The organism is Amycolatopsis sp. WQ 127309 (assembly GCF_023023025.1).
Classification (GTDB): Bacteria; Actinomycetota; Actinomycetes; order Mycobacteriales; family Pseudonocardiaceae; genus Amycolatopsis.
On record NZ_CP095481.1, the window covers coordinates 10,309,719 to 10,323,879 of the forward strand.

At 71.4% G+C, this 14,161-nt stretch carries 13 protein-coding genes; 5 read left to right on the plus strand and 8 right to left on the minus strand.

Annotation, left to right across the window (positions count from 1 at the left end; translation table 11 throughout):
* Positions 1-4: 4 nt before the first annotated feature.
* From MUY22_RS45420 to MUY22_RS45430, 3 genes are read right to left on the minus strand one after another with little or no spacing between them, the layout of a single operon-like run.
* Complete coding sequence (locus MUY22_RS45420; protein WP_247054140.1) at positions 5-337, minus strand: hypothetical protein; 333 nt, start codon at positions 335-337, stop codon at positions 5-7.
* Between the two features lie 48 nt (positions 338-385).
* Positions 386-2,341 carry a S9 family peptidase gene (locus tag MUY22_RS45425; RefSeq protein ID WP_247054142.1) on the minus strand — a complete coding sequence of 652 codons (1,956 nt, stop codon included), beginning with the start codon at positions 2,339-2,341 and terminating at the stop codon, positions 386-388.
* A gap of 52 nt (positions 2,342-2,393) precedes the next feature.
* On the minus strand, positions 2,394-3,356 hold the full coding sequence (locus tag MUY22_RS45430) for a TerC family protein (RefSeq protein ID WP_247054145.1): 963 nt from the start codon (positions 3,354-3,356) through the stop codon (positions 2,394-2,396).
* A 315-nt stretch (positions 3,357-3,671) separates the two neighbouring features.
* Between MUY22_RS45430 and MUY22_RS45435 the strand changes: the two genes are divergently transcribed.
* The 3 genes from MUY22_RS45435 to MUY22_RS45445 all read left to right on the plus strand — a co-directional run bounded on the left by MUY22_RS45435 (position 3,672) and on the right by MUY22_RS45445 (position 8,285).
* Positions 3,672-6,533 (plus strand): alpha/beta fold hydrolase, encoded by a 2,862-nt coding sequence (locus MUY22_RS45435; protein WP_247054147.1) that lies wholly within the window; start codon positions 3,672-3,674, stop codon positions 6,531-6,533.
* Positions 6,530-7,462, plus strand: a complete 933-nt coding sequence (locus MUY22_RS45440; RefSeq protein ID WP_247054149.1) for an ABC transporter permease — start codon at positions 6,530-6,532, stop codon at positions 7,460-7,462. The genes MUY22_RS45435 and MUY22_RS45440 overlap by 4 nt, the downstream gene beginning before the upstream one ends.
* A 61-nt stretch (positions 7,463-7,523) precedes the next feature.
* The gene (locus MUY22_RS45445) at positions 7,524-8,285 is read left to right on the plus strand and encodes an enoyl-CoA hydratase/isomerase family protein (RefSeq protein WP_247054151.1); all 762 of its coding nucleotides are present in this window, start codon (positions 7,524-7,526) and stop codon (positions 8,283-8,285) included.
* Here MUY22_RS45445 and MUY22_RS45450 read toward each other — a convergent pair.
* Complete coding sequence (locus MUY22_RS45450) at positions 8,282-8,785, minus strand: SRPBCC family protein (protein ID WP_247054153.1); 504 nt, start codon at positions 8,783-8,785, stop codon at positions 8,282-8,284. The two genes, MUY22_RS45445 and MUY22_RS45450, sit on opposite strands and share 4 nt — an antisense overlap.
* Before the next feature lie 236 nt (positions 8,786-9,021).
* Here MUY22_RS45450 and MUY22_RS45455 point away from each other — a divergent pair, with 236 nt between their 5' ends.
* Both MUY22_RS45455 and MUY22_RS45460 read left to right on the plus strand, forming a co-directional pair.
* A complete protein-coding gene (locus MUY22_RS45455; RefSeq protein WP_247054155.1) occupies positions 9,022-10,428 on the plus strand; it encodes a S28 family serine protease in 1,407 nt (468 codons plus the stop codon).
* 67 nt (positions 10,429-10,495) lie between these two features.
* A complete protein-coding gene (locus MUY22_RS45460) occupies positions 10,496-10,885 on the plus strand; it encodes a VOC family protein (protein WP_247054157.1) in 390 nt (129 codons plus the stop codon).
* A gap of 2 nt (positions 10,886-10,887) precedes the next feature.
* Here MUY22_RS45460 and MUY22_RS45465 read toward each other — a convergent pair whose 3' ends face one another.
* The 4 genes from MUY22_RS45465 to uvrB all read right to left on the minus strand — a co-directional run bounded on the left by MUY22_RS45465 (position 10,888) and on the right by uvrB (position 14,148).
* On the minus strand, positions 10,888-11,235 hold the full coding sequence (locus MUY22_RS45465) for an MmcQ/YjbR family DNA-binding protein (RefSeq protein WP_247054159.1): 348 nt from the start codon (positions 11,233-11,235) through the stop codon (positions 10,888-10,890).
* The gene (locus MUY22_RS45470) at positions 11,232-11,630 is read right to left on the minus strand and encodes a type II toxin-antitoxin system VapC family toxin (protein ID WP_247054161.1); all 399 of its coding nucleotides are present in this window, start codon (positions 11,628-11,630) and stop codon (positions 11,232-11,234) included. The genes MUY22_RS45465 and MUY22_RS45470 overlap by 4 nt, the downstream gene beginning before the upstream one ends.
* Positions 11,627-11,899: a type II toxin-antitoxin system VapB family antitoxin gene (locus MUY22_RS45475; RefSeq protein ID WP_247054163.1), complete on the minus strand. Its 273-nt coding sequence runs from the start codon at positions 11,897-11,899 to the stop codon at positions 11,627-11,629. The genes MUY22_RS45470 and MUY22_RS45475 overlap by 4 nt, the downstream gene beginning before the upstream one ends.
* A gap of 92 nt (positions 11,900-11,991) precedes the next feature.
* Positions 11,992-14,148 carry an excinuclease ABC subunit UvrB gene (gene uvrB / locus MUY22_RS45480; protein ID WP_305879348.1) on the minus strand — a complete coding sequence of 719 codons (2,157 nt, stop codon included), beginning with the start codon at positions 14,146-14,148 and terminating at the stop codon, positions 11,992-11,994.
* Between the last annotated feature and the right edge of the window lie 13 nt (positions 14,149-14,161).

Here is a 14,161-nt window from a genome sequence, read left to right on the forward strand (position 1 = left end):
CCGCTCAGCCGAGCGTGCCCCGCGGGCAGACGAACCCGACGATCTCCGACGCGATCAGCCCGGCCTGCTCGGCCGGGTCGGCGTCGAGGATCGCGCGCGTCTCCGCCTCCGACGTCCGGAAGAACGCCACCCCGGTCACCGGCAGCGCGGCCGACGGCTCCGGGATCGCCCCCGCGAGCCGCAGCGACCCGGCCGCCTGCTGCTGCCGGGCGGCCGCGAGGTGGCGGGCCCGCAGCTCACGAGCCATCTCCTCGGAGATCTCGTCGGCGCGAGGTCCCTTGCGGAACAGCACCATGCGCCAGGTCTCCAGCTCGAAGTCCACCTCGGGCAGCGTCATGGGTACGAAGATTCGCAGGCGGCCGGGGCCGGGACAAGACCCGCGCGGTCACAGGTGCCGCGCCCACCACTCGAGGATCGCGTCGAACCGCTGGACGCGGTGGCGCGGCCGGCCGGAGCGGGACAGCTCGTGGCCTTCGCCGGGGAACAGCAGGAACTCCGCGTCCACGCCGGCGCGCCGGAGTGCGACGAACATCCGCTGCGCCTGCTCCAGCGGGCAGCGCCAGTCCTCCTCCGAGTGCACCACCGCGAACGGGATGCGGATCTTGTCCGCGTAGCTGAGCGGGCTGCGGTCGCGCTGCACCTCGGGGTCGGCGCCGATGTAGGAGTCGACGAACGTGTAGCCGATGTCGGAGCTGCCGGCCATCGAGTCCCACGCGTTGACCGCGCGCTCGCTCCACGCCGCGCGGAACCGCTCGCCGTGGTGGGAAGCCAGCCAGCTCGTCATGAACCCGCCGTACGAGCCGCCCATGATCCCGACGCGCGAGGCGTCCAGGTCCGGGCGCTCCAGCGCCTTGTCGAGCAGGGCCAGGACGTCGTCGGCGTCGACCGTGCCGAAGGCGTGGGTGATCGCGTGGCCGTGCTGCTGGCCGTAGCCCGCCGACCCGCGCGGGTTGCCGAGCACCACCGCGTACCCGGCGGACGCGAACACCTGCGCCTCGTCGAACACCGCCCAGTCCTGCTGGGCGAACGGGCCGCCGTGCACCACGCGCAGCACCGGGTGCGGGCCCTCGCCTTCGGGCAGCACCAGCCAGCCGTGCACCGGGTAACCGTCCGGCGCGGTGGTCTCCAGCTCGAGGACCGGCCGGAGTCCCTTATCCCGCAACGGCTTCGAGTAGTCGGTCAGCACCCGCGGGGCGACCGGGCCGAGCACCACGAGGTCACCCGAGGTCTCCAGGGTGGCGACGACCGCCGCGATCACCGGACCGTCCACGGTGAACGACCGGACCGCGGAGCGGTCCGCGTAGACCACGGTCAGGTCGGCCAGCGGCGCGTCGACGGCGTCGAGCGGAACCGCGCGCAGCTCCACCGCGCCGCGGTTGCGGACGGCCACGAGCACGTCGCCCTCGCGCGGCGCCGGCGGCCCGGCGGCCGCCTCGCAGTCGACCGTCTCGATGTCGGTGAGCCGGCGCGCCTCCACCGGTCCGGCGCCGAACGCCGGCGTCGCGGCGTAAAGCCCCGTCGCCGCGGCTTCGCGGTGGTCCTCGAAGGACTGTCCGAAGTAGAACAACGTGCCGCCGGGGCCGAACACCGGACGCTCCGAGTACCCCTCGCCGCGCACGAGGACCTCGGGTTCGCCGCCCTCGGCGGAGATCGCGCAGATGTCGCGCACGTCGCTCTCGGCCGCGTCCCAGTCCGGCGCCGCGGTGAAGACGATCCGGCTGCCGTCCGGCGTCCACACCGGTTGGGCCGGTTCGAACTCGCCCGACGTCAGCGGTTCCAGGGCCGGCTCGTCGCCCGCTTCGAACGCCGCCACGGCGTCGACGGCGAACAGACGCTGCACGCGGTCGCGGAGGAAGCCGATGTCGTCGATCCGGTAGTCCATGCGCGTGATCCGGCGTGGGGCCTCGGCCGCCGGTTCCGGCGTCTCGCCGTCGGCGTCTTCGGTTCCGTAGCGCCCGGCTTCGGGCAGCCGCGCGACGAAGGCGACGCGCCGCGAGTCCGGGGCCCACACCGGCTCGCCGGCGCCGAGGTGCAGCGACGTGAGGCGCCGCGCGTCACCGCCATCGGTCGGCATCAGGTGCAGCTGCGGGCGCCCGTCGGCATCCTCGCCCGCCCCGGCGCGCAGGAACGCCACCCAGCGCCCGTCCGGGGAGATCGACGGCGCCGAGTCACGCGGACCGTGCGTCCACGCGGACTCGCCGCCGTCGAACGACACGCGCCGCAGCGCGCTGTGCGCGGCGTTCGTCTTCAGGTCGGGGTTCTGGACGGCGGTCAGCAGCAGGTCGCCGCGCAGGGCGGGACGGCCGGGGACGACGAGGTGTTCGATGTCGGCAGGGCGCACCCGTCCGACGGTACCCGAATCCCTTAGCGGTGCGAACGACTTTCGTCGGTCGTCACGCGGTCACCTGTTTGCGCTCGTCACGCCGCGCCTTCGCGAGGCTCGTCACCGTCGTGACGGTGAGGACGACGATGATCACGCCGAGGGAGATCCAGTTGTTGATGTCCAGCCAGTCCGGCACCACGTGGTACTCGTGCAGCGCGTGCAGGAACAGCTTCGCGCCGATGAACGCGAGGATCACCGCGAGGCCGTAGGTCAGGTAGACCAGCTTCGTCACCAGGCCGCCGAGCAGGAAGTACAGCTGCCGCAGGCCCATCAGCGCGAACGCGTTGGCGGTGAAGACGAGGAAGGCTTCCTGCGTGATGCCGAAGATCGCCGGGATCGAGTCGACGGCGAACAGCAGGTCCGCGGAGCCGATGGCCACGATCACCAGCAGCATCGGCGTGATCATCCGCTTGCCGTCGATCTTCACGGTGTACTTGTGGTCGTGGTAGTCGTCGGTGACCGGGGCGATCTTGCGGACCTGCCGGGTGACGGCGTTCTCGTGGTACTCCTCGTCCTCGCCCTTGCCGCGCAGCATGCTGATCGCGGTCCAGACCAGGATCGCGCCGAAGAGGAAGAACACCCAGACGAACTGCTCGATCAACGCCGCGCCGACGGCGATGAACACACTGCGCATCGCCAGCGCCAGCAGGATCCCGACCAGCAGCACGCGGTGCTGGTGGATGGCGGGCACCTTGAACGACGCCATGATGATCATGAAGATGAACAGGTTGTCGACGCTCAGCGAGTACTCGGTGATGTACCCGGTGAAGAACTCGACACCCGGGTCGTGCCCGGCGAAGAACCACACGCCGGCGCCGAAGAGCACCGCGCAGGACACGTAGAAGACCACCCAGCGCGCGGCTTCACCCGTGGTGACCGCGTGCGGCTTGTGATCGACGATGACCAGGTCGAGCGCAATGAGCGCGAGCAGGCCACCGATCGTGGCGATCCACAGCCACAGGGGGACAGTCATGGAACCAGAACCTCCGGATAGCGCGCATGAGCAACTAACCGGAGGTCTCTTCCGCCGGTGCGAACACCGGCCGACGGTGCCGGGGGCGCATGGCCACCGTGCTGACGACACCGCCGCGAAGGAATACTCCCCTCACAGCGCGTCCAGTTTGCCGGTTCTCCCCGCCCGAGCGCCAGCCGGAATCGCGCACGTCACCAGGTTGGTCCTGTAATTCCGGTCACTTCGGTCCACCAGGTGGTCCCGAGCGTGTGATCAGCGTGTGATCGACGTGAGTTGCGGAGGGCACTCTCAGGAAACTTCACATACGGTCACCCCGTGCCCCGACTCCCGCTCCCGCGCTCCCGCCGCGGCCGCCTCACCGCGCTCGGCGCCGTCGTGGTGGTCCTGGCCGCCGCGACCGTCCTCTGGGCGACGCGCGACACGGCCCCGCCCGCGGTGCCCACCCAGGACGCGCTGATCGACATGCCCGCCGCGCCGGGTTCGGCCGACCAGGTCAAGATCGACACGACCACCTACCTGCCCGCCACCGTGCCCGCGCCCGCGGTGCTGCTCGCGCACGGCTTCGGCGGCGACAAGACCAGCGTCGCCGACGACGCCCGCGAACTCGCCCGGAAGGGCTTCGTCGTGATGACGTGGTCCGCGCGCGGGTTCGGCAAGAGCACCGGCAAGATCGGGCTGAACGACCCGGACGGCGAAGTCGCCGACGCGAGCCGGCTGATCGACCGGCTCGTCGCGCAGCACCAGGTGACGACGGACCCCAACGGCGACCCGAAGATCGCCGTCACCGGCGCGTCCTACGGCGGCGCGCTGTCGCTGCTGCTGGCCGGCACGGACAAGCGCGTCGACGCGATCGCGCCGGTGATCACCTACAACGACCTCGGGCAGGCCCTCGTCCCGAACGCGGCCGCCCCGAAGGCCCCGGCGGCGGGCACCCCGGCCGCCGGGGCGTTCGCGACCGACGGCGTGTTCAAGAAGAGCTGGGCCGGCATCTTCTTCTCCGCCGGCTCCGGCCCCGCCTCCAGTGGCGCGCCGTCGGCCGACGCGCCCGAAGCCGGGCAGGCGACCGACACGGGGTCTACCGGCGCCGCCGGGGCCGCGGCCGCCGTCCCGGCCGCGCCTTCGGGCGGGGGCGGGCCACGCGCGGGGTCGGCCGACCCGTGCGGCCGGTTCACCGCCGCCGTCTGCAAGGCCTACACCGAGCTGGGCACCACCGGCGCGTCGAGCCAGGCGAGCCTGGACCTGCTGCGCCGCGTCTCCCCGGTGTCCGTGACGAGCAAGATCACCGTGCCGACGATGCTGGTGCAGGGCGAGAGCGACACCCTGTTCGGCCTCGACCAGGCCGACGCGACCGCCCGGCAGATCACCGCGGCGGGCGGCAAGGTCAAGACCGTCTGGTACACCGGCGGCCACGACGGCGGGAAGCCCGGGCCGCAGCTGCGCGGGAAGATCGGCGACTTCCTCTGGACCGCCGTCACCGGCGGCGACCCCGGCACCGGGTTCAGCTACGACGTCCAGGGCACGTTGCGCGCCAACGGAACGCCGTCGGTGCGCACGGTCAACGCCGCCGCCTACCCCGGCCTGACCGGGCCGGCCACCGAGCGGCGGCTGCTGCCGATGTCCGGCCCGGTCCAGCCGGTCGTGCGCCCGGCCGGGGCGAACCCCGCGGCGGTGAGCGGGATCCCCGGGCTCAACGGCCTCGCGAGCAGCACCTCGCGGCTCGGCGCGCTGTTCAGCAACGACCCGCCCGGCCAGGCCGCGCAGTTCACCACCGCGCCGGTCGACGGGCAGGTCGTCGTCAGCGGCGCCGCCACCGTGCGGCTGCAGGTCGCCGCGGACCCGGCGCAACCGCAGCCGGAAGCGGTGCTGTTCGCGAAGCTCTACGACGTCGGCCAGGACGGCTCGCGGGTGCTGCCGGCCAACGCGATCGCCCCGTTCCGGGTGAGCGGGCTGCCCGCCAACGGCAACCCGGTCGAGGTCACCGTGACGCTGCCGGGCATCGTCCGGCCGATCGAGGGCGGGCACTCGCTGCGGCTGGTCGTCGGCACCACCGACCAGGCGTTCGCCGCCCCGGCCGCGCCCGCGGTGTTCCGCGTCGCGCTCGCCGGCGGCGGCACCGCGCTGGCCCTGCCGGTCGTGCCCGGGACGTCGGTCGGCACCCCGGCCCCGGTCGGGCAGATCGTCGGCATCGCCGTCACCCTGGCGATCGCCCTCGCCGCGGTGCTGTTCGCGGCGCTGCGCCGGCGCCGGGCGACCGACGTCGACCCGGAGCTGGCCACCACGCCGCTCGTCATCGAGGGCCTGCGCAAGACGTACGCGGGCGGGTTCGTCGCCGTGAACGACCTGTCGTTCCGCGTCGAACCGGGCCAGGTGCTGGGCCTGCTCGGGCCGAACGGCGCGGGCAAGACCACCACGCTGCGGATGCTGATGGGCCTGATCACGCCGACCGAAGGCAGCATCCGCGTGTTCGGCCACAAGATCACCGCCGGCGCGCCGGTGCTCTCGCGCATCGGCTCGTTCGTCGAGGGGTCCGGCTTCCTGCCGCACCTGTCCGGCCGCGAGAACCTCCGGCTGTACTGGGCGAGCACCGGGCGGCCCGCGGAGAAGGCGCACTTCGGCGAGGCGCTGGAGATCGCCGGGCTCGGCACCGCCGTCGACCGCCGGGTGCGGACCTACAGCCAGGGCATGCGGCAGCGGCTGGCGATCGCCCAGGCGATGCTCGGCCTGCCGGAGCTGATGGTGCTCGACGAGCCGACCAACGGGCTCGACCCGCCCCAGATCCACCAGATGCGCGAGGTGCTGCAGCGCTACGCCGCGACCGGGCGCACCGTGGTGGTGTCCAGCCACCTGCTGGCCGAGGTCGAGCAGACCTGCACGCACGTCGTGGTCATGCACCGCGGCGCGCTGGTCGCCTCGGGTGAGGTCGGCGAGCTGGCCGCGGCCGGCGGCGAGGCGACGTTCCGGGTCGACGACCCGGCCGCGGCCGCCGCGGCGCTCAAGGCGATCGCCGGCGTCAGCACGGTCGACGTCGAAGGCGATCTGGTGCACGCCGACCTCGACGGGCTGCCACGTGCCGAAGCGGTCGCGGCCCTGGTCCGCGCCGGGGTCGCCGTGGAGCAGGCCGGGCCGCGGCGCCGGCTCGAAGACGCGTTCCTGCAACTGGTGGGAGACCAGTCGTGAACAGCTCGAACTCAGGGGTCCACACGGACCCGCACGCGCTGGACGAGCTGAGCGACCTCGCCTCGAGCGAACACGCCGGGGTCGGGCCGGACGGCGCCGTCGCGGGCTACTCAGCGCGGCGGACGCTCGGGCTCGGCGTCGAACTGCGGCGTCAGCTCAAGCGGCGGCGGACACAGCTGCTGCTCGGGTTCGTCGCGATCCTGCCGTTCATCCTGGTGATCGCGTTCGAGGCGGGGCAGTCGAACCCGAACCGGCGCAGTGGCGGGTTCGTCGACCTGGCCACGGCCAGCGCGCCGAACTTCGTGGTGCTGGCGCTGTTCGTGTCGGGCACGTTCCTGCTGCCGATGATCGTCGCGCTGTTCTTCGGCGACACCATCGCGAGCGAGGCGTCGTGGTCGAGCCTGAAGTACCTGCTGGCGATCCCGGTGCCGCGGCACCGGGTGCTGCGCCAGAAGGCGATCGTGTCCGGGCTGCTGTCGGCGGCGGCGCTGATCCTGCTGCCGCTGGTCTCGCTCGGCGTCGGCGTCATCTGGTACGGCGCGGGCGACGCGATCAGCCCGACCGGCGACGCGGTGTCCTTCGGCGACAGCCTGCTCGCCATCGCACTGTCCACTGTGTACATCATCCTGCAGCTGGCCTGGGTGGCCGGGCTCGCGCTGGCGTTGAGCGTGACGACCGACGCCCCGCTCGGCGCGGTCGGCGGCGCGGTGCTGGCGGCGATCCTGTCACAGATCCTCGACCAGATCACGGCGCTGGAAGGCCTGCGCAACTACCTGCCGACGCACTACGGGTTCTCCTGGATGGACCTGATCTCCACCGACGTCGACTGGACGAACCTGGCCAGCGGCCTGCTGTCGGCGACGATCTACGGCGCGGTGTTCTTCCTCTACGCGGGCCGCCGGTTCGCCACGAAGGACATCACCAGCTGAGGCGGCCCGGCCGGGCGGTTTCCGCTCGGCCGGGGTCGTCCCGGCGCGGTACGGTCGCGCTGTGCCGATCACCCTGGAGAGCCAGTCCGACGTCGCCGTGCTCCGGATCGACCACGGCAAGGGCAACACCCTCGACACCGATTCCTGCCGGGACCTCGTGCTGCGGCTGGAGGAAGCCGGCGCCGCCCGCGCGGTGGTGCTGACCGGCACCGGCGGCATCTTCTCCGCCGGCGTCGACCTCAGGCGGATCAGCGACGGCGGCGCCGCGTACGTGTCGGAGTTCCTGCCGCTGCTGTCGGACGCGCTGCTGGCGGTGTTCGGCTTCCCGCGTCCGGTCGTCGCGGCGCTCAACGGCCACGCGATCGCCGGCGGCGCGGTCCTCGCCGCGGCGTGCGACCACCGCGTCCTCACCACCGGGCCCGGCCGGATCGGCGTCACCGAACTGCTCGTCGGGCTGCCGTTCCCGCTCGCCGCGCTGGAGATCCTGCGCTGCGCGTACGGCACGACACCGCTGCCGTCGCTGACCTACTCGGGCGCGACCGTCGGCGGCGAGGACGCACTCACCCGCGGCTTGGCCGACGAACTCGCGCCGCCGGAGGAGGTCCTCGAGCGGGCCGTCGCCATCGCGGCCCGGCTCGGCGACCTGCCCGCCGAGCCGTTCGCGCACACCAAGGCCCAGATCCGGCAGCCCTACCACGAGCGGATCGCGGAGTACCGCCACGCCGACGACCCGCGGATCGAGCGGATGTGGCGGGCGCCCGAGGCGCTCGGCGCCGTCAAGTCCTATGTGGACAAGGTGCTGGGCGGCTCCGGCCGCGCCTAGACCGCGCGGACGCCGGACTCGGCGAGGGACTTGATGCCTTCGACCGTCCGCTGCATGTTGTCGTGCAGCTCGCCCAGGCGCATCGCGACGATCTCTTCTTCGTGCTCGGGCATCGAGCCGATGATGGTCGTCAGGTTGGACGGGCCCGGGCCGATCTGCGCCCACTGGCGCAGGATGGTGCCCTCGCCGTCCGGGACCAGCTGGAACTTCCACGACGCGGCCGGGTCGGCCACGTCCATCACGGCCCACGCGAACAGCCGGCCGGGCTCGAAGCCGGTGATGGTCGAGACCGTCTCCCACTCCCCCGCGACGGGGTGGGAGTTGCGGCCGCGGAACTGCGCGCCGAGGCCGGGCGCGCTGCCTTCGAGCCAGCCGCCGCCCTGGAACTCGGTGGAGAAGCGGGCCGGCAGGTCGACGTCCAGCAGCCAGTGCCAGACCTCGGCCGGCGACGCCTCGATGCGGACCTCGACCTGGGTGGTCGGGCAGTCGGAAACCTTCATGGCGGACCCCTCGCTCGATGCCGGTGCCTTCTGGATCCGGACGGTAACGTGGCGCCGATCACCCGGACAACTTGCACAATGCGCGCGACTGCGCAGCGGCGAGGACGCCACCCGGGAGCCGCGGTACCCGCCGAAAGTCGGTTTCCGGCGAAGGGTGCGCCCGGTCAGCCGATTGCCCACCCCGGCCGGTTCTGTGAGGGTCCCACGCAGTGGTCCGAAGCCGGGGAAGGTGCTTCATGCGCAGACTGTTCACCGCCTGTTCGGCGGCCGTGCTGGCACTGGCCGCGCTGACGGGCCTCGCGCCGTCGGCCGGCGCGGCGACCGACATCGAAGCGGCCCTGCGGGGGATCCCCGGCCTGACGATCGTCAAGGAGGACCCGGCCCCGGCGGGGTTCCGGTTCTTCGAGCTGACCTTCACCCAGCCCGCCGACCACCGCCACCCCGGCGCGGGCACGTTCCAGCAGCGGTTCACCCTGCTGCACCGCGACTTCGCCGCCCCGACGGTCGCCTTCACCAGCGGCTACAACGTCAGCACCGCGCCGAACCGGTCGGAGCCGACGCAGATCGTCAACGGCAACCAGCTTTCGATGGAGTACCGCTACTTCACGCCGTCACGGCCGCAGCCGGAGAACTGGGCGCAGCAGCTGACGATCTGGCAGGCCGCCGCGGACGAGCACAGCGCCGTGCAGGCGTTCAAGGCGATCTACCCGGGCAAGTGGCTGGCCACCGGCGGCAGCAAGGGCGGCATGACCGCGACGTACTTCCGGCGCTTCTTCCCCGACGACGTCGACGGCACGGTCCCCTACGTCGCACCCAACGACGTCATCGACCCGATCGACGTCTACAACAAGTTCCTCTCGCGCGTCGGCAACGACCCCGGCTGCCGCGACGCGCTCAAGGCCATCCAGCGCGACGCGCTGAAGCGTCGTGACGAGCTCGGCGCGATCGCCGCGGTGGACGCGGCGAAGCGGGGGCTGACGTTCTCGATCGTCGGCTCGGCCGACAAGTCCCTCGAGATCTCGGTGATCGACTCGTACTTCGCGTTCTGGCAGTACCAGACGCAGGCGGACTGCGCGACGGTGCCGAAACCCGGCGCGCCCGCGGCCGACGTCTACGCCTGGTACGAGAAGGTGGAGAGCCTCAACACCTACTCCGACCAGGACCTCTCGCCCTACATCCCGTACTACTACCAGGCCGCGGTCCAGCTGGGCGCGCCCGAGGCGTACGACGGCTACCTGCGCGACCTGCTGCGCTACCCGGGAGCCGACCAGCCGAAGACGTTCGTGCCGAGCTCGGTCCGCCTGCCCCGGTTCGACTACCTGGCCATGCCGGACGTCGACTTCTGGGTGAAGTCGCGCGGCACGCGGCTGCTGTTCGTCTACGGCTCGAACGACCCGTGGGGCGCCGAGCCGTTCGAGCTCGGCTTCGGCAGCCGGGACTCGTACCGCTACTACGTCCCGGGCGGCAACCACGGCTCGAGGATCGCCCAGCTGCCCGCGGCCGACGCCGCCGCGGCGACCGCGACGGTCCGGCGCTGGGCCGGGCTGCCCCCGGCCGCGTCCGCGCTGAGCGCCCGGAGCGCGCCGGCCGGCTTCCCGGACTTCGACGCCGATCTCACCCTGTCGGGGCACCCACGGCTCTGACCTCCCCTGTTCCGCGTCGGCAGGCGTAGTCTCCCGTCACCTGCCGACCCGGCCTGAGGAGGCGAGCATGCCTCGTCCGATCCACTTCGAGATCCACGCGGCCGACCCCGAGCGCGCGGTGGCGTTCTACACCGCGGTGTTCGGCTGGAAGTTCGAGCGCTGGGGCGAGGTCCCGTACTGGATGATCTCCACCGGCGACGGCGAGGGCATCGACGGCGGCCTGGTGCCACGGCAGGGCCCGCCACCCGCGGATTCGGGGCCGGTACACGGTTTCGTCAACACGATCGACGTCGCCGACGTCGACCACACCCTCGGCGAAGTGGCGCGGGCGGGCGGAACGCTGGCGCTCCCGAAGCAGCCCGTCCCGGGTGTCGGGTGGCTGGCGTACTGCAAGGACACCGAGGGCAACATCTTCGGGATGCTGCAGGCGGACGAGAACGCGCCGGTGCCGGACTGAGTTCAGGGCCGCTTGGCGCGGGGCAGTTTCTTCACGACGGCCTCGTAGGAGGCGTCGAGGAGTTCTTCCAGCTCGGCGTCGGACACCCCGGCGCCGAGCCGGACGCGGTTCCAGCCGTACCGGCCGAGGTAGTCCATCACGGTCACGGCGTCGGGATGGCGCTCACGCAGTTCGGCCGCTTCTTCCAGCGTGGCCCCGCACTTGACGGCGACACTGCCGGGCTCCTCCTGGCCGATGAAGGCGAACCCCTTGCCGCCGACCTTCGCGACGAGCACGTGGTCACCGAACGGATAGGTCTCCTCGGCACCCGGCAACCCCAGGCAGTACGCGACCACGGCTTCGATGTTCACGACCCGAGCTTCACCAGCTCGAGATCGGTCTGCGGGAAGTCGTCGCCGATGCACAGCAACGGCTCCCGGGCGACCTTGGCGGTGGCATAGCTGTAGCAGTCGCCCATGTTCAGCTTGGCCGGGTGATGTCCCTTCCCGTACTGCTTGAACGCTTCGATCGCCACCTCCGCGTGTTCTTCGGTGAAGGGTGCGGTCGCGATGTTGTTGTCCTGGAGGAACCTGGCGAGCACCAGCTGGCCCCGCGCGCCGAGCCGCGTGGTGAGCACGATGCCGACCTCGACGAGAGTCGGCGCGCCGATCCTGGCCGAGTCCGCCTCCGCGAGGCGCTCCTCGAGTCGTTCGTGGTCCGGCTCCTGGCGCAGGATCGCCACAATGGCCGAGCTGTCGATGATCACACGCCACCCGGCCCGAACCCGAGGATCTCTTCCCACTCGTCCTTCGGGATCGGCTTCCCGAGCTCCTCAGGCGGGATCAACGGCCAGATCTCCTCTTCCAGTACTCGCCGCATCCGCTTCAGCCGCACTTCGGCGTTGTCCCGCGCCATGAGCTGGTCGCGGCGCAGGCGCAGGGCTTCGCGGACGGCACCGGTTTTGGTGTCACCCGTCAGTGCGGCGACCTCGGCGGCCAAGCGCTCGGCCTCCGGGTCCTTGATGTTCATCGCCATGGTGGAAGCGTACCAACAGGGGTGTAATACTCGATCGGGCGATCACTGTTCCGCCCGGGCGACAACCGCCACCCTGCTGGTGTCGTGTCCGGCTACTTGATGCCTGCGGCGTCCATTCCGCGCAGCTCCTTCTTCAGGTCCTGGACCTCGTCGCGCAGGCGGGCCGCCAGCTCGAACTGCAGGTCGCGGGCCGCCTGCATCATCTGGTCGGTCATCTGCTGGATCAGGTCCGCGAGCTGGGCCCGCGGCATCGCCGAGACGTCCTTGTCCACCAGCATCCCGGAGCTGCGCACCCGGTCGCCCTGTTCCGGCTTCTTGCCGCGCGAGGAGTTGCGGCCCGAGCCGCCGACCGAGACCTGCTCGGTGTCCTCCGCCTCGCTGTAGACCCGGTCGAGGATGTCGGCGATCTTCTTCCGCAGCGGCTGCGGGTCGACCCCGCGCTCCACGTTGTAGGCGACCTGCTTCTCGCGGCGGCGGTCGGTCTCGTCGATCGCGTGCCGCATGGAGTCGGTGATCTTGTCGGCGTACATGTGCACTTCGCCCGACACGTTGCGCGCCGCGCGGCCGATCGTCTGGATCAGCGAGGTCCCGCTGCGCAGGAAGCCTTCCTTGTCCGCGTCGAGGATCGCCACCAGCGACACCTCCGGCAGGTCGAGGCCCTCCCGCAGCAGGTTGATGCCGACCAGCACGTCGAAGTCGCCCGCCCGCAGCTGCCGCAGCAGCTCCACCCGGCGCAGCGTGTCCACCTCGGAGTGCAGGTACCGCACCCGGATGCCCAGCTCCAGCAGGTAGTCCGTGAGGTCCTCGGACATCTTCTTCGTCAGCGTGGTGACCAGGACGCGCTCGTCCTTCTCCGCGCGCTCCCGGATCTCGTGCACCAGGTCGTCGATCTGGCCCTCGGTGGGCTTCACGACCACCTTCGGGTCGACCAGGCCGGTCGGCCGGATCACCTGCTCGACGAACTCGCCGCCCGCCTGGCCCATCTCGAACGGCCCCGGTGTCGCCGACAGGTACACCGTCTGCCCGATCCGGTCGGAGAACTCCTCCCAGGTCAGCGGCCGGTTGTCGACGGCGCTCGGCAGCCGGAAGCCGTATTCGACCAGGTTGCGCTTGCGCGACATGTCGCCCTCGTACATCCCGCCGATCTGCGGGACGGTCTGGTGCGACTCGTCGATGACCAGCAGGAAGTCTTCCGGGAAGTAGTCGATCAGCGTCGCCGGCGCGGTGCCGGCGCCGCGGCCGTCGATGTGCCGCGAGTAGTTCTCGATGCCGGAGCAGAACCCGACCTGCCGCATCATCTCGATGTCGTAGGACGTGCGCATCCGCAGCCGCTGCGCTTCCAGCAGCTTGCCCTGCTTCTCCAGCTCCGCCAGGCGATCCTCGAGCTCCTGCTCGATGCCCTTGATCGCCTTCTCCATGCGCTCCGGGCCGGCGACGTAGTGCGTCGCGGGGAAGATCCGGACCTCGTCGACCTCCTTGACGATGTCGCCGGTCAGCGGGTGCAGGTAGTACAGCTTCTCGATCTCGTCGCCGAAGAACTCGACGCGGATCGCGAGCTCCTCGTACGCCGGGATGATCTCGACCGTGTCGCCGCGCGCGCGGAACGTGCCGCGCGCGAACGCGATGTCGTTGCGCGTGTACTGCACGTCGACCAGCGCGCGCAGGAAGACGTCCCGGTCGAGCCGCTCGCCGATCTTCAGCTTCGAGGACCGGTCGAGGTAGGACTGCGGGGTGCCCAGGCCGTAGATGCAGGACACGCTCGCGACCACGATGACGTCACGCCGGGACAGCAGGTTCATCGTCGCCGAGTGCCGCAGCCGCTCGACGTCGTCGTTGATCGACGAGTCCTTCTCGATGTAGGTGTCCGTCTGCGCGATGTACGCCTCGGGCTGGTAGTAGTCGTAGTAGCTGACGAAGTACTCGACCGCGTTGTGCGGGAACAGCTCGCGCAGCTCGTTCGCCAGCTGCGCGGCGAGGGTCTTGTTCGGCGCCATCACCAGTGCCGGCCGTTGCACGCGCTCGATCAGCCACGCTGTCGTCGCCGACTTGCCGGTACCGGTGGCGCCCAGGAGCACGACGTCCTTCTCGCCGGCGTTGACGCGCCGTTCGAGCTCGTCGATGGCCGCCGGCTGGTCACCGGCGGGCTGGTAGTCGCTGACGACCTCGAACCGGCCGCCTTCCCGGGGGATCTCCGAGACGGGCCGGAAGTCGGACTGCGCCAGCACGGGGTGTTCGGTTGCGAAAGCCACGTCGACCAGAGTA

What these genes read in the sequence shown, in the direction of transcription:
- MUY22_RS45420 (WP_247054140.1), bottom strand. Translation starts at nt 337, where the DNA reads ATGACGCTGCCCGAGGTGGACTTCGAGCTGGAGACCTGGCGCATGGTG.
- MUY22_RS45430 (WP_247054145.1), bottom strand. Translation starts at nt 3,356, where the DNA reads ATGACTGTCCCCCTGTGGCTGTGGATCGCCACGATCGGTGGCCTGCTC.
- MUY22_RS45450 (WP_247054153.1), bottom strand. Translation starts at nt 8,785, where the DNA reads ATGAAGGTTTCCGACTGCCCGACCACCCAGGTCGAGGTCCGCATCGAG.
- MUY22_RS45455 (WP_247054155.1), top strand. Translation starts at nt 9,022, where the DNA reads ATGCGCAGACTGTTCACCGCCTGTTCGGCGGCCGTGCTGGCACTGGCC.
- MUY22_RS45460 (WP_247054157.1), top strand. Translation starts at nt 10,496, where the DNA reads ATGCCTCGTCCGATCCACTTCGAGATCCACGCGGCCGACCCCGAGCGC.
- MUY22_RS45475 (WP_247054163.1), bottom strand. Translation starts at nt 11,899, where the DNA reads ATGGCGATGAACATCAAGGACCCGGAGGCCGAGCGCTTGGCCGCCGAG.